Origin of the sequence: Bradyrhizobium sp., from assembly GCF_049586575.1 — a bacterium.
Taxonomy (GTDB): domain Bacteria; phylum Pseudomonadota; class Alphaproteobacteria; order Rhizobiales; family Xanthobacteraceae; genus Bradyrhizobium.
In genome coordinates, this window is the sequence record NZ_JBAVCF010000741.1 from 1 (window position 1) to 17,118 (window position 17,118).

At 62.1% G+C, this 17,118-nt stretch carries 19 protein-coding genes; 7 read left to right on the forward strand and 12 right to left on the reverse strand.

All coding sequences use genetic code 11. The features are described from left to right. The 3 genes from WB528_RS26765 to WB528_RS26775 all read right to left on the reverse strand — a co-directional run. Positions 1-883: branched-chain amino acid ABC transporter permease (locus tag WB528_RS26765; RefSeq protein ID WP_423892356.1), on the reverse strand; the 883-nt coding region annotated here is incomplete at its 3' end. A gap of 14 nt (positions 884-897) precedes the next feature. Continuing rightward, complete coding sequence (locus WB528_RS26770; RefSeq protein WP_423892357.1) at positions 898-1,773, reverse strand: branched-chain amino acid ABC transporter permease; 876 nt, start codon at positions 1,771-1,773, stop codon at positions 898-900. Positions 1,774-1,869: 96 nt separating this feature from the next. Then, complete coding sequence (locus WB528_RS26775; protein WP_423892358.1) at positions 1,870-3,222, reverse strand: substrate-binding protein; 1,353 nt, start codon at positions 3,220-3,222, stop codon at positions 1,870-1,872. A 363-nt stretch (positions 3,223-3,585) separates the two neighbouring features. Between WB528_RS26775 and WB528_RS26780 the strand changes: the two genes are divergently transcribed. Then, positions 3,586-4,065: a hypothetical protein gene (locus WB528_RS26780; protein WP_423892359.1), complete on the forward strand. Its 480-nt coding sequence runs from the start codon at positions 3,586-3,588 to the stop codon at positions 4,063-4,065. A gap of 158 nt (positions 4,066-4,223) precedes the next feature. Then, the gene (locus tag WB528_RS26785) at positions 4,224-4,703 is read left to right on the forward strand and encodes a MarR family winged helix-turn-helix transcriptional regulator (protein WP_423892360.1); all 480 of its coding nucleotides are present in this window, start codon (positions 4,224-4,226) and stop codon (positions 4,701-4,703) included. Between the two features lie 8 nt (positions 4,704-4,711). On the opposite strand, the gene prfA is transcribed toward WB528_RS26785, so the two are convergent. The 3 genes from prfA to WB528_RS26800 all read right to left on the reverse strand — a co-directional run bounded on the left by prfA (position 4,712) and on the right by WB528_RS26800 (position 9,664). Further along, positions 4,712-5,797 (reverse strand): peptide chain release factor 1, encoded by a 1,086-nt coding sequence (gene prfA / locus WB528_RS26790; protein WP_423892361.1) that lies wholly within the window; start codon positions 5,795-5,797, stop codon positions 4,712-4,714. A gap of 64 nt (positions 5,798-5,861) precedes the next feature. Further along, positions 5,862-8,129 carry a phosphoenolpyruvate--protein phosphotransferase gene (gene ptsP, locus WB528_RS26795; RefSeq protein WP_423892373.1) on the reverse strand — a complete coding sequence of 756 codons (2,268 nt, stop codon included), beginning with the start codon at positions 8,127-8,129 and terminating at the stop codon, positions 5,862-5,864. A 278-nt stretch (positions 8,130-8,407) separates the two neighbouring features. Further along, on the reverse strand, positions 8,408-9,664 hold the full coding sequence (locus WB528_RS26800) for an aspartate kinase (RefSeq protein ID WP_423892362.1): 1,257 nt from the start codon (positions 9,662-9,664) through the stop codon (positions 8,408-8,410). Between the two features lie 150 nt (positions 9,665-9,814). Between WB528_RS26800 and WB528_RS26805 the strand changes: the two genes are divergently transcribed. The 3 genes from WB528_RS26805 (at position 9,815) to WB528_RS26815 (ending at position 12,105) form a co-directional block, all read left to right on the forward strand. Further along, positions 9,815-10,279 (forward strand): PH domain-containing protein, encoded by a 465-nt coding sequence (locus WB528_RS26805; protein ID WP_423892363.1) that lies wholly within the window; start codon positions 9,815-9,817, stop codon positions 10,277-10,279. A 15-nt stretch (positions 10,280-10,294) separates the two neighbouring features. Then, positions 10,295-11,059: a bifunctional 2-polyprenyl-6-hydroxyphenol methylase/3-demethylubiquinol 3-O-methyltransferase UbiG gene (gene ubiG / locus WB528_RS26810; RefSeq protein WP_423892364.1), complete on the forward strand. Its 765-nt coding sequence runs from the start codon at positions 10,295-10,297 to the stop codon at positions 11,057-11,059. Between the two features lie 146 nt (positions 11,060-11,205). Continuing rightward, on the forward strand, positions 11,206-12,105 hold the full coding sequence (locus WB528_RS26815; protein WP_423892365.1) for an EamA family transporter: 900 nt from the start codon (positions 11,206-11,208) through the stop codon (positions 12,103-12,105). Positions 12,106-12,245: 140 nt separating this feature from the next. On the opposite strand, the gene WB528_RS26820 is transcribed toward WB528_RS26815, so the two are convergent. The 4 genes from WB528_RS26820 to WB528_RS26835 are packed head-to-tail and all read right to left on the reverse strand — an operon-like array spanning position 12,246 to position 14,739. Then, complete coding sequence (locus tag WB528_RS26820) at positions 12,246-12,725, reverse strand: DUF1178 family protein (protein ID WP_423892366.1); 480 nt, start codon at positions 12,723-12,725, stop codon at positions 12,246-12,248. After that, positions 12,722-13,603 (reverse strand): carbon-nitrogen hydrolase family protein, encoded by an 882-nt coding sequence (locus tag WB528_RS26825; RefSeq protein WP_423892367.1) that lies wholly within the window; start codon positions 13,601-13,603, stop codon positions 12,722-12,724. Before WB528_RS26825 ends, WB528_RS26820 begins: the two co-directional genes overlap by 4 nt. Beyond that, positions 13,600-13,875 carry a glutaredoxin 3 gene (gene grxC, locus WB528_RS26830; protein WP_423892368.1) on the reverse strand — a complete coding sequence of 92 codons (276 nt, stop codon included), beginning with the start codon at positions 13,873-13,875 and terminating at the stop codon, positions 13,600-13,602. The genes WB528_RS26825 and grxC overlap by 4 nt, the downstream gene beginning before the upstream one ends. A 54-nt stretch (positions 13,876-13,929) precedes the next feature. Further along, positions 13,930-14,739: a ComF family protein gene (locus tag WB528_RS26835; protein ID WP_423892369.1), complete on the reverse strand. Its 810-nt coding sequence runs from the start codon at positions 14,737-14,739 to the stop codon at positions 13,930-13,932. 134 nt (positions 14,740-14,873) lie between these two features. On the opposite strand from WB528_RS26835, the gene WB528_RS26840 reads away from it, so the two are divergent. Continuing rightward, complete coding sequence (locus tag WB528_RS26840) at positions 14,874-15,128, forward strand: hypothetical protein (RefSeq protein ID WP_423892370.1); 255 nt, start codon at positions 14,874-14,876, stop codon at positions 15,126-15,128. A gap of 17 nt (positions 15,129-15,145) precedes the next feature. Here WB528_RS26840 and WB528_RS26845 read toward each other — a convergent pair whose 3' ends face one another. Continuing rightward, complete coding sequence (locus tag WB528_RS26845; RefSeq protein WP_423892371.1) at positions 15,146-15,607, reverse strand: GcrA family cell cycle regulator; 462 nt, start codon at positions 15,605-15,607, stop codon at positions 15,146-15,148. 78 nt (positions 15,608-15,685) lie between these two features. Then, positions 15,686-15,886, reverse strand: coding sequence for a hypothetical protein (locus WB528_RS26850; RefSeq protein WP_422253876.1), 201 nt, complete (start codon positions 15,884-15,886; stop codon positions 15,686-15,688). Between the two features lie 108 nt (positions 15,887-15,994). On the opposite strand from WB528_RS26850, the gene WB528_RS26855 reads away from it, so the two are divergent. After that, positions 15,995-16,843: a methyltransferase domain-containing protein gene (locus tag WB528_RS26855; RefSeq protein ID WP_423892372.1), complete on the forward strand. Its 849-nt coding sequence runs from the start codon at positions 15,995-15,997 to the stop codon at positions 16,841-16,843. Positions 16,844-17,118: the final 275 nt, after the last annotated feature.

Genomic DNA, 17,118 nt, shown 5'->3' on the forward strand with positions numbered 1-17,118 from the left:
GCACGAGCTTCCAGGCGACGCCGAGCCCAAGCGCCGATTGCAGGAAGTCACGCAGGAACAGCCAGACCGCGGCGCCGAACAACGGGCCGAACAGCGTGCCGACGCCGCCGATCGCCGTTTGCATCACCAACTGGCCGGAGGTGTCGAAGGTAAAGGCATCGGGTGGCATGAAGGCCTGCAACACGCCGAGCAGGCCGCCGGCAAAACCGGCATAGGCGGCGGCGATCACGAAGGCGGTCAGTTTGTAGCCGTGAATATTATGGCCGACTGCTGTGGCGCGGAGCGGATTATCGCGGATGGCGTTGAAGATGGCGCCGACCGGCGAGCGCACGATGCGCAGCGCGATCAAGATGCCGATGAAATAGCACAGCGCGATGAACACATAGAGCGACCACCCATTGCTGAAGTGCAGGGTCGTGAAGCCGAGATTGAAGACGGGGGTCGGCACGCCCGGCAGCCCATTCTCGCCGCCGGTATAGTCGGACAGCGGATTGAACTCGACGAAGAAGAATACTTCGGCGATCGCGACCGTGATCATGGCGAAATAGATGCCGGTACGGCGCAACGCGATCAGTCCGATCAGATAGCCGGTCGCGGCGGCTGCGATCATGCCGATGACCAGCGCGCCCACCACGCTGCTAAAGCCGGTTTGGGTCAGCAGGTAGGCGGCGACGAAACCGCCGGTGCCGTAGAATGCAGACTGGCCGAACGATAACAGGCCGGTGAAGCCAAACAGGATATCGAAGCCCAGTCCGAACAGGCCCCACACCAGGATGCGATTCACGGTGTTCGGCGCAAAGCCGAGGTAGGGCAGTACGAAGGGAGCCACGATCAGCCCAATGGCCGTCAGCGTCTCGATCAGGAAGGGCCGTTGCTTGAGCATCAGGAGAACACGCCTTATTCGCGGCCCTGTACGCCGAGAAGGCCATGCGGTCGTACCACGAGCACGAGCGTCATCGCCGCAAACAGCATCACATAGGCGTAGCCGGGGTTGAACATCGAGGTGACGCTGATGATTTCGCCGGCGATCAGTCCGCCCAGAATCGCCCCCGGGAACGATCCGACGCCGCCGATCACCACCACGACAAAGGTCTCGACCAGGATGTCGTCGCCGACGCCCGGCGTCAGCGACACGACCGGCGCGTTGACGATGCCGGCAAAGCCGGCAGCCATCGCGCCGATGCCGAATACGACCATGAAGACGCGGTAAACGTTGATGCCGAGCGAATCCACCATCACCGAGTCCTCGATGCCGGCGCGCACAATCATGCCGAGCCGCGTGCGGTAGAGGACGAGAAACAGCGCGCCGAGCGCGATGGCGACGATGCCGACCACCGCGAGGCGATAGGTCGGATAGAGCATGAAGCCGAGATTGGTGATGCCCTGGAACAGCGGCGGAGGCGGCACGGTCTGAGACTGACTCGAAAAGATCAGCCGCACGATTTCCACGAAGCAGATGCTCAGTCCGAAGGTGACGAGCAGCTGGTCCTCATCGGGCCGATGGTAGAAATAGCGGATGATGACGCGCTCCATCACGAGGCCGAGCAACATCACAAACAGCGATCCCACGATCACCGCGACGATGAAGGAGCCGGTGTATTCGTAGGCGACATACCCGGCGTAACCACCGATCATGAACATCGCGCCATGGGCGAGATTCAGGACGCCAAGTGTGCCGTAAATGATGGTCAGGCCGGAACTGATCAACGCGAGCAGCGCGCCAAGCGCCAGCCCATTGAACAGCTGGGAAATGAGATTGGGCCAACTAATCATGAAAAGAGGTCATCGTTCTCTGAGAATCAGCGCAATACGCAAGCAAACGCCGCAGGAAGTTGTAAACTGCCTGCGGCGCCTTGGATAGATCTGGGCTTAGGTATAGTCGCCGAGATGGCAGCCAAACGCGTCCGGCTTCTGCATCAGGCTCTCGCCCGGGACGATCTCCACGACCTCCCAATAGTCATCCTTGCTCTTCATGTCCTTTTCCATCTTGCCCCTGACGATGATGACAGGGCGGACGCACTGATGGTCTTCCGCGCGATAGTGGACATCGCCGACGAAGGAAGGAAGGGTCTCACCCTTCTCGTAGGTCTTGATGACGTCCGGCGGATAAAAGGTGCCGGCCTCTTCCACCATCCGCGCCCAGTGGGCGAAGCTGATATAGGCGTTTTCCGCGCCCCATTCCGGCTTGTAGCCGTACTTCTTGTCGAAGGCGTCGTTGAACATCTTGGCAAGCGGGAATTTATCCTCGACCGTCCACCAGTAGTCGGTGGCGGCATAGACGCCTTGCATCAGTCCCTTCGTCTCGGGCGCGATGAACGGTATCTGGTAAGGGACGACCAGTTTCATCTTGTCGAGCACGCCGAATTGCTTGGCCTGCTGCGTCGAAAGCACGGCGTCATGACCCCAGTTCACATTGATGAGGACGTCGGCGCCGGAGTTCGCAACGTTCAGGAGATACGACGAATAGTCGGGAGCGCCGAGCGGCGCGACCTGGTTAGTCGTGGTGGTCCATCCCGCCGTCGCAAGATAATCCTGCACTGATTTCGTGACGGTATGACCGTAGGTGTAGTCCGGCGTCAGATAGGCAGCCTTCTTGTTCTTCCCGAACGTCTTGACCAATACCGGACCAATCGCGGCGGCCGCGGTCTGGCCGTAGAAATTCTGACGGAAGCCGTAGCGCACGCAGTCCTTGCCAGTGGTGTCGTTCGAGCCGGAGATGCCGGAGACATAGAGAACCTTCTCGCGCTGCGCGAGTTTGTTCGACGCCACGGCAACCGCACTCGAGGTCGCGCCGGTGATCAAAACCGCCTTGTTCTCCGTAATGAAGCGCTGCTGGGCCTGCACCGCCTCGTTCGGCTTGGCGGCGGAGTCCGCAACGCCGAACTTCACCTCCTTGCCGAGCACGCCTTTGGTGGTTTTCGGCGAGATTTTCTTGATCAGTTCATGGCCGCTATTGATGTGCTCTACGGCGAGTTGCCAACCCTTCAGTTCGTCCTCGCCTTGCAGGGCGTAAGTACCGGTGCGCGGTACCGCGATGCCGATGAATACGGATGAACCGGAAGAGCCGTCAGGGTAGGTTCCAATCGCGGCGTGGTCCGCCGCAAACGCCGGCATCGCCGGCAGCAGCGAGCCCCCGATGATCCCCGCGCTGCCCTGCAGCAGGTGACGGCGTGAAATAGAAATATCCAGGCTCGGCCCGCGGCCGGCGGCTTTGTTCTTCATGATCGATTTCCTCCCGAGGGGCACTTATTATTAAGGCGCGAATTATGGGAACGCGAAGCGGAGCCCGTCGATGGCCAGCCGCGTCACATCCGCGTGTAGTTCCGCCCTCAAGCATTGCTTGTGATGCCCTCCTGTCAATTTCGCCTTTCGTCGCAGAAAGAAAATTATCTCGCAAAAACATGTCGTGATACGATAGACATTAGCCTTTATGAGTATGGGCCCCCAGCAACGACAGGCGAAATGGACCGGCAGACGAGCGTGACGAGCGCCGGCAAACGACATTCCGGGCCGCAGCGGGCGAAGACGCCGGCGGTTGACGGGGAATGTCCGCGTCCGGCGCAATCGGGCGGGGAGAGCGCGCGCGTGTCCGATGGGCGCAATCGTGATGCCGCGCGGCGGATAGCCGCGCCCGTCCCAGGTCAGCCGAAACCGGCGCCGGGCCCGATGAAGACGTTGAGCGTGCGCGCTCAGAACGTCCTGAAGGAGCTTGCGGTCGAGTTGACGGGGGAACAGCCGCCGAAGGGGACGTGGGCACCGTCTCGCGAATTGCTTCTTGCTTTGACGGCAGAGCGTCTGGCTACGGCGCGCAACTGCGGTCCTCACACGGCGGCAGAAATCATTGCCTGGGCGCAGGGCTGCGGTGTGACGGTCAAGTCTTCGCTCCAGTACGGCCGATCCTTGTCGCAGATGTGGGCAGGGTTGGTTGCCAACGCGTCTGCGGGTGCGTTAACGAGCGCGGAGGTGATCGGCGCGCTGGAGCGATCGATCCGGCGGAAAAGCGTCCGGATTCCCGTCGCCTTCCAGGTCATCCTGGTGAAGATATTGCTCTCGAATTTCGAGTAGCCGGCGCATCACATCGCGATCAAAAGACCTTCCGTCTGACCCGATATCTGTGCATCGCCTCGGCCGGCCGATTGGTCGCGGGCGGTCATCCTTGCTAGCATTGTCCCCCGTAAAACCGGGTGGCGCGGCAGACACCGGGCAAAGCAACGGACAGGGGAATGGCTCGGTCGAAGGGGAAGAAGCGCAACGCGGCGCCGGCATCGTCCGGCCAGCGCTCAAAGGGCGGCGCGATGGACGATACCGCCTACGCGGCCCTCGCCCAATTCCGCCTTCAAGTGCGAACTTTCCTCGCCTTCAGCGAGACAGCGGCCCAGCGTGCGGGATTAACGCCCCAGCAACATCAGGCGCTGCTTGCGATCAAGGGCTTTGCCGGCAAGGATGCCGCCAGCATCGGCGACGTCGCGCGCTTTCTGCTGATCAGGCATCATACGGCGGTTGAGCTGGTGGATCGGATTTCGAAGCTCGGCCTGGTCAAACGGGTCGCCGATCCGCAGGATGCCAGGCGTGTTCTCGTCGAACTGACCACCAAGGGGGAGCAAAAGCTGCGGGCGCTTTCGCGGATCCACCTTCAGGAATTGCGCGCGGCAAGCCCCGCCTTGAGCCGAATCCTGCGAACGTTCCGATCCAGGGCGCGTTGAAGCGCCGGTTACGCCGAAGCGCCTTGCGCCGCGAGTTGGGCGGCCTGGTGCTCCGTCGTCAGCGCGTCGATCAATTCGTTCAGGCTTTCGCCCGCGATCACCTGAGGGAGTTTGTAGAGCGTCAAATTGATGCGGTGGTCGGTGACGCGCCCTTGCGGAAAATTATAAGTGCGAATGCGTTCGCTCCGGTCGCCCGAGCCGACCTTCTCCTTGCGGTCCGCGGATCGCACGGCGTTGATGCGCTGGCGTTCGGCGTCGTAGATGCGCGAACGCAGGATGTTCATCGCAGAGGCGCGGTTCTTGTGCTGCGAACGGCTGTCCTGCATCATCACCACGATGCCGGTCGGGATGTGGGTGATGCGAATGGCGGATTCTGTCTTGTTGACATGCTGGCCGCCGGCGCCTTGCGCGCGCATGGTTTCGATCCGCAGGTCGTCTTGCTTGATGTCGACATCGACGTCCTCGACCTCGGGCAGCACCGCGACGGTTGCGGCCGAAGTGTGGATGCGTCCCTGCGTTTCCGTATCGGGGACGCGTTGTACGCGGTGAACGCCGGATTCGAACTTCAGTTTGGCGAAGGCGCCACGGCCCTGCACCTCGGCGATGATTTCCTTGTAACCGCCCACCGTCCCCTCGCTCGCCGAGATCACCTCGACTTTCCAGCCCTGCAGGTTGGCGAACCGTTCGTACATCCGAAACAGATCGCCGGCGAATAGCGAAGCCTCGTCGCCGCCGGTGCCGGCGCGAATTTCCAGCACCACGTTGCGGTCGTCCATCGCGTCCTTCGGCAAGAGAGCGAGGCGGATCTTCTGTTCGAGTTCGCCAATGCGGGATTGCAATGCCTCGCGTTCGGCTTCCGCCATGCCGCGCATGTCCGGATCGGTCGCTGGATCGGCCAGCAATTCGTCGGTGTCGGCAAGCTCAGCGCGCGCGGCGCGATACGCTTTGACGGCGTCGATCACCGGGTTCAGCTCAGCGAGCTCCCGGGTGATCCGCACGTAGTTTTCCGAGTTCACCTGACTCAGCAACTGGGCCTCGAGGGAGGCGTGGTGCGCCAGCAGTATGTCCAGTTTGGCTTCCGGGAGCGTCGACATGGGAGCGGTCTCGAATGGTTGTGCTGTTCGGCAAAGCGGGTGGCGGAACGGGAAAGGTGTCCCGCTACAACGCCAGCCCTTCGGCTTCGGCGAATTCGGTCAGCTTCTGACGGATCGACACGCTGCCTGCGGGCGCATCGAGTAGCGACTTCATGACGCTTTCAGCTTTTTTGGCGTCGAGGTCGAGGATCAGCGCCTTGACCGGACCGTGCGCGGTCGCCGAGAGCGACAGCGATCGATAGCCAAGCGCGATCAGCGCCAGCGCACCAATCGGCTTTGAGGCCATCTCACCGCACAGCGAGGCGGATTTCTTCGCGGCTATCGCCTTTTGCACGATTTCGCGCAGCGCCCGCAGGATCGGAGCCGACAAAGTGTCAAATCGCTCGGAGACCTTGGCGTTGCCGCGATCGACGGCGAACAGGAACTGGAACAGGTCGTTGGAGCCTACCGAAATGAAATCGACTTTCTTCAGAAGTTCGTCAAGCTGATAGAGCAGTGCCGGAACTTCCAGCATCGTTCCGATGGCGATGCGTTCGGGCAACGGATGGCCATGCTGACGCAAATAAGTCAGCTCGCGTTCGACGATGCCCTTGGCGGCATCGAACTCGGCGACCTCCGTGATCATCGGAAACATGATGCGTAAGGAGCGGCCGCCGCCGGCGCGCAACAGCGCGCGAATCTGGCCGCGCAGAAGGCCCGGCCGGTCCAGCCCAAGCCGGATCGCACGCCAGCCGAGTGCGGGATTTTCCTCGATCACGCTCTCCATATAGGGCAGCGCCTTGTCGCCGCCGATGTCGAGGGTGCGAAACGTCACCGGCTTGACGCCGGCGGCGTCAAGCACGGTACGATACAGAGCGAGCTGGTCGCTGGTGCGGGGCAGGCTTTGGCCGACCATGAACTGCAATTCGGTGCGGAACAGGCCGATGCCGCCGCTGCCGGTGTCGTCGATATGCGGCAGGTCGATCGCAAGCCCCGCATTGATCAAGAGCTCGACCGGTTGGCCGTCCCTGGTGACGCAGGGCTTGTCGCGCAAGGCCGAGTACTGCGCCTGCCGGCGCGCGCGAAACCGCACCCGCTCGGCATAGGCCTGTTCGATCTCGGTCGAGGGCCGGACATAGATCGAGCCGGACGTGCCATCGACAATGATGGCATCGCCCGGGTCGGCGATGCCCGGCGCATTCGGCACCTCGCCGACTGCGGGAATGCCGAGCGCGCGCGCCACGATCGAGACGTGCGAGTTGGCGGTGCCTTCCTCCAGCACCAGTCCGCGCAGTCGCTTGCGGTCATAGTCGAGCAACGCCGCCGGCCCCATCGCGCGCGCGATCAGGATCGCATTGTCGGGCAGTTGCTCGCGCGAGGGCGCGTGATCCTGTCCGACCAGTTGCCGCATCAGGCGATGGCCAAGGTCTTCGAGGTCGTGCAGGCGGTCGCGCAAATAGGGATCGGTGGAGCGCAGCATGCGCGCGCGGGTGTCGGACTGGACGCGCTCGACGGCGGCTTCCGCGGTCAGACCGGTGGCCACCGCCTCGTGCAGCTTATGCGACCAGCCGTGATCGTTGGCGAACATCCGGTAGGCTTCCAGCACGTCGCGATGTTCGCCGCCGTCGGCGACATCGCCGCGTTCCAGCATGCGGTCGAGGTCGGCGCGCAATTTGGCCAATGCCGCGTCCAGCCGCTTGATTTCCTTCGGCAGGTCCTCGGCAATGTAATTGGTGATGACGACGCGCGGTTCGTGCAGGACGACATGGCCAAGCGCGATCCCATCGGACAGGATCGCACCAGTCTTGTGCAGCGAGTGCCGCGCGGCGGGCTCGGCGCCCGGCTGCGCCAGGGCCGAAAGCTCGCCGGAGGCGATCATTTCCGCCAGCACCATTGCGGTGGTCTGGAGCGCCTCGACCTCCTCCTCGACATAAGTGCGCTTGGCGCGGTTCTGCACCACCAGCACGCCGAGCGTGTTGCCGGCGCGCAGGATCGGCACGCCTAGGAACGAGTGATAGATTTCCTCGCCGGTCTCCGGGCGGAACGAGAAGGCCGGATGGCTCTGGGCGTCGTTGAGGTTGAGCGGCGTCGCTTCGCTCGCGACAAGGCCTACCAGGCCTTCATGGGCGCTCAGCACGGTGCGGTGCACGGCGTCGCGGTTGAGACCTTCGGTGGCATAAAGTTCGAGCGTATTGTCGACGCGTAGCACGTAAACGGAGCAGACTTCCGCCACCATGTTGGCAGCGATCAGCACGACGATCTTGTCCAGCCGTTCCTGGGCCGAGACCTGCTCCGCCATGGTTTCGCGAAGCCGTCTCAACAGGACGCGGGGGCCTCCCGACGCGCTTCGCATCTCTTTCAAGTCCTCTCCCACAAAGCCAGCCCGCCGGGTGGCCGGGAGCAGGCGCTAAACTCAAAACGCGACAATTTTATTCATTCGGTGACGCCACCAGCCGAATCAGCACCGCCAAAACAGTGGCACAGTTCGCAATCGGGCTCATCTTCAGGCGATATACCGAATTAGGCCTTGTTTTGCCAAGCAAAAGGCCTGCCAGTGTGACGTTTCAGAAATCCGTACACAGGCTGCGATACGGTGGCACCTATGTTGCAGCCGCTAAGAGAAAATTGTTTCTAAACCTGGTCGAGGCCGTAGAGGGTGTGCAGCGTGCGCACGGCCAGCTCGGTATAAGCGGTGTCGATCAGCACCGAAAACTTGATTTCGGACGTGGTAATGGCGCGGATGTTGATATTGCGGGCCGCCAGCGCCGAAAACGCCTTGGCGGCGACGCCGGCATGGCTGCGCATGCCGCTGCCGATGACGGAAACCTTCGCAACATCGGTGGCAGTGTCGAGCCGGGCGTAGCCGATCTCGGCTTTCGCCGCCGTGATGGTGTCGCGGGCGCGCGCGTAGTCGGAGGCCGGCACCGTGAAGGTAAGGTCGGTGGTCTTACCGCCCTCCGAGACGTTCTGCACGATCATGTCGACGTTGATATTGGCTTCGGCCAAGGGGCCGAAAATCGACGCGGCAACCCCCGGCTTGTCCTCGATCTGGCGAATGGAAATCTGGGCTTCGTCCTTGGAAAAGGCGATGCCGGTGACAACGTGGTTTTCCATGATTTCCTCCTCGCCGCAGATCAGCGTGCCCGGTGGCTGGTTGGCGTGCGGATCGATATCTTCGGGCTTGTCGAAACTCGAGCGGACGAAGATTGGCATGTTGTGCACCATGCCAAGTTCCACCGAACGGACCTGAAGGACTTTGGCGCCCAGCGAGGCCAGCTCGAGCATGTCCTCGAAGGCGATTCGGTCCAGCCGCTGTGCCTTTGGAACCACGCGCGGATCGGTCGTGTAGACGCCATCGACATCGGTATAAATGTCACAGCGGTCAGCGCGGATGGCGGCGGCGACCGCGACCGCTGACGTATCGGAACCGCCGCGCCCGAGCGTAGTGATCCGGTTGGTCTGCGGATTGATTCCCTGGAAGCCGGCGATGACGGCGACTTCCTTGCGTTCCCTGAACCGGTTGATCAACTCGCTGCCGTCGATGTCGAGAATTCGAGCCGAGGCATGGGCATCGCTGGTCTTGATCGGGAGCTGCCAGCCCTGCCAGGAGCGTGCCTGGATGCCGATCGCCTGGAGCGCGATCGCGAGCAGTCCAGCGGTGACCTGCTCGCCGGATGCCACGACCGCGTCATATTCGCGGGCGTCGTGCATGGGAGAGGCTTCGCGGCACCAATCGACCAACTCGTTGGTTTTGCCCGCCATCGCCGAGACGACCACGGCCACATCATGGCCGGCGTCGACCTCACGCTTGACGTGGCGGGCGACGTTGCGGATGCGTTCGATGTTGGCGACGGATGTGCCGCCGAATTTCATCACGAGGCGACCCATGACGACTGGTGCATTCCCCTGCGGATTATTAATGTAACCGGACGGCAGCGCTGGCAGGCGCACGGTCCAAAAGGCGCGTATACATAACGGCGCGGTCGAGGGCAAGCAATCGAAATCGCGCTAGGTTATTGAGATCATTGAGGCTGTTGTATGGGGCGTTACATCGACGAGATTCTGCAGCCGGGCGAAAAAGTGCTGTATTCGACCAATGCGCACTGGATCTTCTACCTGCCGGCGATCGCGTGCTGGATTGTGGTGCTGGTGCTTATCGTCGCCTCCGTCTCTGTTCCGCCGATGGCCGTTCTGGGTCTGCCTGCGGCTGCTGTCATCGCGGTAGTGGCGCTGTACTTCACGATTAGAGGCTGGTTCCATCGGTTCACCACCGAGACCGATGTCACGGATCGCCGCGTGGTGCATAAGACCGGATTTATCAACCGGCACACCTTCGAGATCGCGCTCGACAAGATCGCAAGCGTCGAGGTCGACCAGAGCATTCCGGGCCGCCTGCTGAACTATGGGAATGTCACCGTCGTGAGCATGGGAGAAGTGAAGCCCCAGCCGATCAAAACGATCGCCTCGCCACTGGCGTTTCGTAGCGCGATCACCGCGCATTAGGGACGGCAGGAAGTCATGGCTATGCAACCGAACTCGCCTGTCTCCGGAGCTGCGGGTTCTACCGTTGACCCCATCGAGATCGCAAAATTCTCGAAGCTGTCGGAGCAGTGGTGGGACCCGAAGGGCAAGATGGCGCCGCTGCACAAGATCAACCCGCTGCGGTTGACCTATATTCGCGATTCCGCCTGCCGCAAGTTCGAACGCAACATCAAAAGCCTCAACTGCCTGTCGGGCCTGCGTATCCTCGATATCGGCTGTGGCGCGGGCTTGTTATGCGAGCCGTTGACGCGGCTCGGCGCCCAGGTGATCGGCGTCGATCCGTCCGCCAGCAATATCGCAGCCGCGAGGCTCCACGCCGACCGGGGGCATCTGTCGATCGACTATCGCTGCACCACGGTCGAGCAGATGGATGTGCGCGAGCGCTTCGACATCGTGTTGGCGATGGAAGTGGTCGAGCACGTCAGCGATGTCGGCCTGTTTCTCGGCCGCTGCGCGGCGATGCTCAAGCCCGGCGGGCTGATGGTGGTTTCCACGCTCAATCGCAACTGGAAGAGCTTTGCGCTCGCGATCGTAGGCGCGGAATATGTCCTGCGCTGGCTGCCTCGCGGCACCCATCAGTGGGAGAAGTTCGTCACGCCGGACGAGCTTGCGCGGCATCTCCAGGATAACCGGCTGGCGATCACCGAGCAAACTGGCGTGGTCTATAGCCCCTTTGCCGACCGCTGGGGTTTGTCGTCCGATATGGACGTGAACTACATGGTGGTGGCGGAAGGCGCTTAAGCGTGACTGCCTCGTCGAGGCGCAGTACAGTCATGCGCGGCTCGGGTTGACCGCGCGAACCGCGACCGGCACGGTGATCAGCACCGTCGATCTGAAGTCCGCTGTGGTGGACACCAGCGTTCACTCCAAACCCGATTTTTCCTCAGATGTTCACCGTCGCTTCGCTCTGGATTCCCTTTACCGTCACCGCGGCGATGGGGCAGGTAGCCCGCAACGCCATGCAGCGGCAATTGACGGGCCCGCTCGGCACCTGGGGCGCCACCAACATCCGCTTCCTGTTCGGTTTTCCCTTCGCGATATTGTTCTTCCTCGGCGTGTTGGCGGCAACCGGAGATCGCGTGCCATGGCCCGCGCCTGCATTCTGGCCCTGGCTTCTGCTCGGCGCGCTGTGCCAGATCATTGCCACCGGGCTGATGCTGCTGGCGATGAACGAGCGCTCTTTCGTGGTGACCACGGCCTACATCAAGACCGAGGCGATCCAGACCGCGATATTCGGATTCATCTTCCTCGGCGATGATCTGACAGCTTCGAAGGTGATCGCGATCGTGATCGCGACGATCGGTGTGGTCGTCACGGCGCTGCGGCCGGGTGGCGCTAAGGGATTTTCCGATTGGCGGCCGACCGTGATCGGCCTCGTCTCCGCCGCGGCTTTCGCGCTTTCGGCCAACGGATATCGCGGCGCGATCATCACGATCGAGGGGACGTCGTTCGTGACGGCCGCGACCTACACGCTCGTGTTCGGACTGTTCGTGCAGACGCTGATCCTGACGATCTACCTGCTGGCGCGCGCGCCTGGCGTACTGAAAGCAATTATGGGCTTGTGGAAGCCTTCCTTGCTGGCGGGGTTCATGGGCGCATTCGCCTCGCAATTCTGGTTCCTGGCGTTCGCGCTGACGGCGGCCGCCAATGTCCGCACGCTGGCGCTGGTGGAAGTGCTGTTCGCGCAGGGCGTCGCGTATTACTCGTTCAAGCAGCCGATATCGTCGCGTGAGCTTGCGGGGATCGTGCTGATCGTGATCGGGGTGGGACTATTGGTTGCAGCGTAGCATTATTTTGAGCGTTTTCTTAGCGCGAACCGGAGGCCACGAACACCGCTGACAGCACGGCCCAGACTTGCCAGGACGACAGGGTTTCAGCATTCATCGGCGGCCTCAGCGGCAAACTATTTTGCCGGTCCTCGGAGGATTCAATTCCGGTCGTCCGGCAGCGTCGGAAGCGGCATGACCTCGACGCCTTCGTCGATCAAGGCCTTTGCCTCGTCCGGCGAAGCCTCGCCGTAGATCGGGCGATGTTCGATATCGCCATAGTGCATCTTGCGGGCTTCGTTCGGAAACCGTTCGCCGACATTGTCGGCGTTCTTGACGATGTGGTCGCGCAATTCCTTGAGCTTGGTCCGCAGCTCCTGCTCCTGCGCCATCAGTAATGGCGTCGGCGAGGTTGGGGCTGCTTCGACTGTCGCCGGCGCGGGCGGCGGCTCGGGCGCCGCCCGTTCGCGGCCTTTCTTGCTCACGATCTGCGGGGCCATGATGGCGCGTTCCACCTTGGTCGAGCCGCAAACCGGGCAACTCACCAACTTGCGCTTTTCCTGAACCTCATAGGCAGACGAACTCTGGAACCAGCTTTCGAAGGCATGGCCCTTGGCGCAACGCAAATTGTAATGGATCATGCCGATCCCCGGGACACGAGGTGCAGATACTCTGGACCGGATTTCGGATCGGCGACGGAAAAGCGCCGGCCATGCTGCAGCGACGGAACGGTGTTGCGTGCGGTCTCAACCAGCGAGGGATCGATCTTCGCCATGAACACGCCGGGCTCGACGCCGCCTTCGGCCAGCACCTCGCCCCAGGGCGCGATAATCAGCGAATGCCCGAAGGTCTCGCGCTTGTTCTCGTGCAAGCCGGCTTGGGCCGCGGCGAATACAAAGCAGCCGTTCTCGATGGCGCGGGCACGCAGCAGCGTGTGCCAATGGGCCTCGCCGGTTTTCCGGGTGAAAGCGGAGGGCACGGTCAGGAACGAGGCGCCGCCTTCGGCAAGCGCACGATAGAGCGCCGGAAACCGCACGTCGTAGCAGATCGTCAATCCGAGCCGGCCCCAGGGCAGGTCGGCGAGCACGGCGGTTTCGCCCGGCTGATAGTTGGCGGATTCGCGGTAGCTCTCGCCGCCCGGCAGATCGATGTCGAACATGTGGATCTTGTCGTAGCTCGCGATCACATCGCCGTCCGGCCCGATCAGGAAGGAGCGGTTGACTGCGCGCTCCGAAGATGCGCGCAGCGCCAGCGAGCCGATGTGCAGATGAATCTTCAGCTCCGCCGCGAGTGCGCGATAGGCCTTCAGCGAGAGATCGTCAGCTTCGTCCGTCAGATGCTCGAACAGCGCCTTGCGGTTCAGCTGCATCATGTTGCTGACCTCAGGCGTGAGCACATAGTCAGCGCCCTGGGCTGCCGCCAGACGAATCAGTTTGCTGCCCTGCTCGAGGCTCGGCTCGGGCAACAATCCGGTGCGCATCTGCACCATGGCGGCGGTGAAGGAGCGGTCGGCGCTCATGAACTGGCCTTTTCGCCGGCAAGCATCGCGTCGAGCTGGCCGGCACGGTCGAGTGCATACAACTCGTTGCAGCCGCCGACATGAGTCTCGCCGATGAAGATTTGCGGAAAGGTCGAGCCGGCGCCGGTGCGGTCATACATCTGTTCGCGAATAGCCGGATCGGATGCGACGTCGAATTCGGTGAAGGCCGCGTTCTTGCGCGTCAACAGGGATTTGGCGGCGGTACAATAACCGCAGCCGGGACGGGTATAGATTTCGATCGCAGCAGCCATGACGCGCTCTAGAGCTTTCGATTTTCGAAGTTCTCAATCTGATGAGATGGCCGATTATATGGGAGTTCGCTTGCCGTCCACAACCCGGGCGAATACCAGCACATCGACAGCGGCTGCTTTTGCGCGCAACAGCGCCCGTGCACAGGCATCCACTGTCGCGCCTGACGTCAATACGTCGTCGATCAAAATCACGCGGCGGCCACCGATAAGGTGTTGACGGTCGGGCGCGACCTTGAAGGCGCCCTGCACGTTGCTGGCCCGCTGCGGCCGGGACAGGCCGATCTGCTGTTCGGTGGGACGGATCCGCCGCAGCGCCTCGGCTGCGACCGCAACGCCGCTCTCACGTGCGATGATGCGCGCCAGCGCCCCCGATTGATTGTAACGGCGGCTCCATCCGCGCTGCCAATGCAGCGGAACGGGAACGAGCACGTCGGCGCCGTCAAGCAGTTCTCGTCCGGCCCGCGCCATCCAGCGGCCCATCGCCGGAGCCAAATCCGTGCGGTCCTGGTATTTCAAGGCATGCACCAGCGTCCGTGCCACGTCGTCATAGCGCACGGCCGCTCGGGCCCGCGTATAGGCCGGCGGGTTGGCAATTGCCTCCATCGACAGCATGTCGGGGCCGGGATCGTATACAAAGGGAATGCCGAGCCGTGGACAGTATGGCGGCGCGATGAACGAGAGCTTGGCCCAGCAACCGGCGCAGACACCTTCGCCTTCGACCGGCTCGCGGCAAGACACGCACAACGTCGGCAGCGCGATGTCGAGCGCCAGTTTTGCCGCGTGCGACCACGCGCCCCGGCATGTCGCCAGCGCGCTATAAAGATGCGAGGAGAGGGAGCGGGATAGCGAGGGCTCGGCGTCCATGGCTGACCAAGCTAACGTCGGGCCGGCCCATGCTCAAGCGGCAAGAAGGCGCTGTGCAGCCTTGCCCAAGCCGGCATCCGTCGCTAGCTGAATAAGATTACGATTTGCGTCACCGATCGTGAAGCCGGACCGTCATGCTTCAAATTCTTTTTCCGTACCCGTACCAGATCGAAGTTTCCAAACTTCGTCAGCAGCTCAATGAAGCTCATCTCGCCTGGGCGAAGGAATGGAAGGCACGACAAGACGAATTCAGGATTGAGAATATTCGCTTCTCCCATGATCCGCTTTGGAAAAAGCGAATTTTCAGCATTCAAGCAGCCCACGACGGCAAAATCTGGTTCTGGCGCGCCACACGTGTATTTTTGACGTGGGGCGTGGCGTCGATTTAGCGTCGGCCATTGCTGTCTCACCCGCGCGCTGCACGCTGCCGAGAGCCGGGCTGGTAAGCAAGCCGGCTATGGCCGGCGCAATAGGGCAAGCCTTCCAGCGGCCGGTTGCCGCAAAAGCAGAAGTCTTTCTCGCCGGGGTTGCTGATCGGCCAGCGGCACCTCTCTTCGCTCAGCTCTAGCAGGGAGCAGTGCTGTTCGCTGTGGATGGTCTGCTCGGTTTCAACCGGCTCCGCCTCGCTGAACAGTTTCCGCAGCAGCCGGTATTGCAGCCGGGGCACGGATTTCGGGCGGCTTTTGCCGGCGTCGTCCCTTCGCATTTTGATGGTTTTTTCGCGGGTCAGGTTGAGGCGGGAAAGCTTGCCGATCACGGCGTTCCGGCTCACCCCGATTTCACAGGCAATTTCACGGCAGGAGAGCCCGGCCGCGAAATGGGTTTTAAGAAGTTCGACGCGTTCGATGGTCCAGGTGTTGTCGGGCATTTGAAAGTCCCAAAGTATGAGCCGTCACTCCGGCTCCCCCAATGGCCTCACAGTTGCCGATCCGTCCCGAATGCCGCCTCACGGGGTCTTGCCGTTGTCGCGGATCGAAAGCAGCCCGTCCTTGATGGCGAGACGAATACCTTCCTCGATCAAGGTCCTGGCAACGCCCGGTACGCTCGTTCCGTGGGTACCCTGTCTGACCAGCTTTTCGAGATAGGTGATGGTCGAAAGGGCCAACGTGATTGGAACTCGGTCGGTTTCGGCTTTTTCTGTGGCCATACAAAAACGCTAGCCTCTAAAAAGGATTCAGAAAAGTATCTATTAAGAGTCTATTTACACCAGAGAGGGGTGGCTTGTCAGCCCGGGATCGCGGGCCTACCAACCGGCATGGTTTACGAGCCGACCACAGCCCCCGTTCTGTTCGACCGCTATCTGTTGCGTTCCCGCCTTGGCCGGGCGCAAAGGCTTGGGCCTGCGACCTTCCTGCTCGACCGCCTCGCCGAGGACATGGCGGAGCGGCTCAACGCCGTATTGCGGGATTTCACGAGTGCGGCCGAGGTCGGAACGCCCGGTGATCGGGTCAGCACCGCGCTCGCCGGACGCTTTAATCGATATGCGCGGATCGATTTGCCGGAACGGGAATCCGAGCCGCTGCCGGTCCCTGCCGAATCGCTCGATCTCGCGATCTCGGTGCTCGCTTTTCAATTCGTCAATGATTTGCCCGGCGTGCTCGCGCAAATTCGCCGCGCGCTGCGGCCGGACGGATTGTTGATGGCGGCCATGGCCGGCGGCGACACGCTGACCGAATTGCGGCAATCGTTTGCCGCGGCGGAAGCCGAACTGGAGGGCGGCGTGTCGCCGCGGGTTGCGCCGTTTGCCGATCTGCGAGATGTCGGCGCGCTGCTGCAGCGGGCCGGCCTTGCGCTGCCCGTTACCGATGTCGACCGCATCGTCGTTCGCTACGACAACGCGTTCGGCCTGATGCAGGATCTACGACGGATGGGGGCGACCAATATCCTGGTGGAACGGCAGCGCAAGCCGACGCGCCGCGCCACGATGTTGCGGATGGCGGAAGTCTATGGCGAACGCTTTGCCGATCCCGATGGCCGCATTCGCGCCACCTTCGACATCATCTGGCTGTCGGGCTGGGCGCCGCATGAAAATCAGCCAAAACCGCTCAAGCCGGGATCGGCGAAAGTAAGCCTCGCGGATGCTCTGAAAAAGCGCAGGCTTTAAGCCGCCTCCTCGGTCATGGCCGGGCTCGTCCCGGCCACGTCTTTTGCGAGCATGAAAGTCGTGGATTCCCGGGTCTAGTACCGGCGATCCGAAGTCCCAGCGCCACACGCGGCGAATTCGATCAGGGACTTCAGATCGACAAAGCGGTACTAGAATCAATAAGTTTGCTAGTGCATGACTTTCCGAAGTTCGTGAAGGTAGTGCTGCGATGGAGCACGAACTTCGGAAAGTGGGCACTAGGCTCCGCCAAGGCTAAGGCGCGCGGAGCCTAAGAC

Bases quoted from the DNA above. Each gene is read 5' to 3' on its own strand.
- WB528_RS26850 (WP_422253876.1), bottom strand. From the start codon at position 15,886: ATGGCCACAGAAAAAGCCGAAACCGACCGAGTTCCAATCACGTTGGCC.
- WB528_RS26845 (WP_423892371.1), bottom strand. From the start codon at position 15,607: ATGCCCGACAACACCTGGACCATCGAACGCGTCGAACTTCTTAAAACC.
- prfA (WP_423892361.1), bottom strand. From the start codon at position 5,797: ATGTCGACGCTCCCGGAAGCCAAACTGGACATACTGCTGGCGCACCAC.
- WB528_RS26840 (WP_423892370.1), top strand. From the start codon at position 14,874: ATGCTTCAAATTCTTTTTCCGTACCCGTACCAGATCGAAGTTTCCAAA.
- WB528_RS26775 (WP_423892358.1), bottom strand. From the start codon at position 3,222: ATGAAGAACAAAGCCGCCGGCCGCGGGCCGAGCCTGGATATTTCTATT.
- WB528_RS26800 (WP_423892362.1), bottom strand. From the start codon at position 9,664: ATGGGTCGCCTCGTGATGAAATTCGGCGGCACATCCGTCGCCAACATC.
- WB528_RS26855 (WP_423892372.1), top strand. From the start codon at position 15,995: ATGGTTTACGAGCCGACCACAGCCCCCGTTCTGTTCGACCGCTATCTG.
- grxC (WP_423892368.1), bottom strand. From the start codon at position 13,875: ATGGCTGCTGCGATCGAAATCTATACCCGTCCCGGCTGCGGTTATTGT.
- WB528_RS26805 (WP_423892363.1), top strand. From the start codon at position 9,815: ATGGGGCGTTACATCGACGAGATTCTGCAGCCGGGCGAAAAAGTGCTG.
- ptsP (WP_423892373.1), bottom strand. From the start codon at position 8,129: ATGCGAAGCGCGTCGGGAGGCCCCCGCGTCCTGTTGAGACGGCTTCGC.
- WB528_RS26835 (WP_423892369.1), bottom strand. From the start codon at position 14,739: ATGGACGCCGAGCCCTCGCTATCCCGCTCCCTCTCCTCGCATCTTTAT.
- WB528_RS26815 (WP_423892365.1), top strand. From the start codon at position 11,206: ATGTTCACCGTCGCTTCGCTCTGGATTCCCTTTACCGTCACCGCGGCG.
- WB528_RS26820 (WP_423892366.1), bottom strand. From the start codon at position 12,725: ATGATCCATTACAATTTGCGTTGCGCCAAGGGCCATGCCTTCGAAAGC.
- ubiG (WP_423892364.1), top strand. From the start codon at position 10,295: ATGGCTATGCAACCGAACTCGCCTGTCTCCGGAGCTGCGGGTTCTACC.
- WB528_RS26825 (WP_423892367.1), bottom strand. From the start codon at position 13,603: ATGAGCGCCGACCGCTCCTTCACCGCCGCCATGGTGCAGATGCGCACC.
- WB528_RS26785 (WP_423892360.1), top strand. From the start codon at position 4,224: ATGGCTCGGTCGAAGGGGAAGAAGCGCAACGCGGCGCCGGCATCGTCC.
- WB528_RS26770 (WP_423892357.1), bottom strand. From the start codon at position 1,773: ATGATTAGTTGGCCCAATCTCATTTCCCAGCTGTTCAATGGGCTGGCG.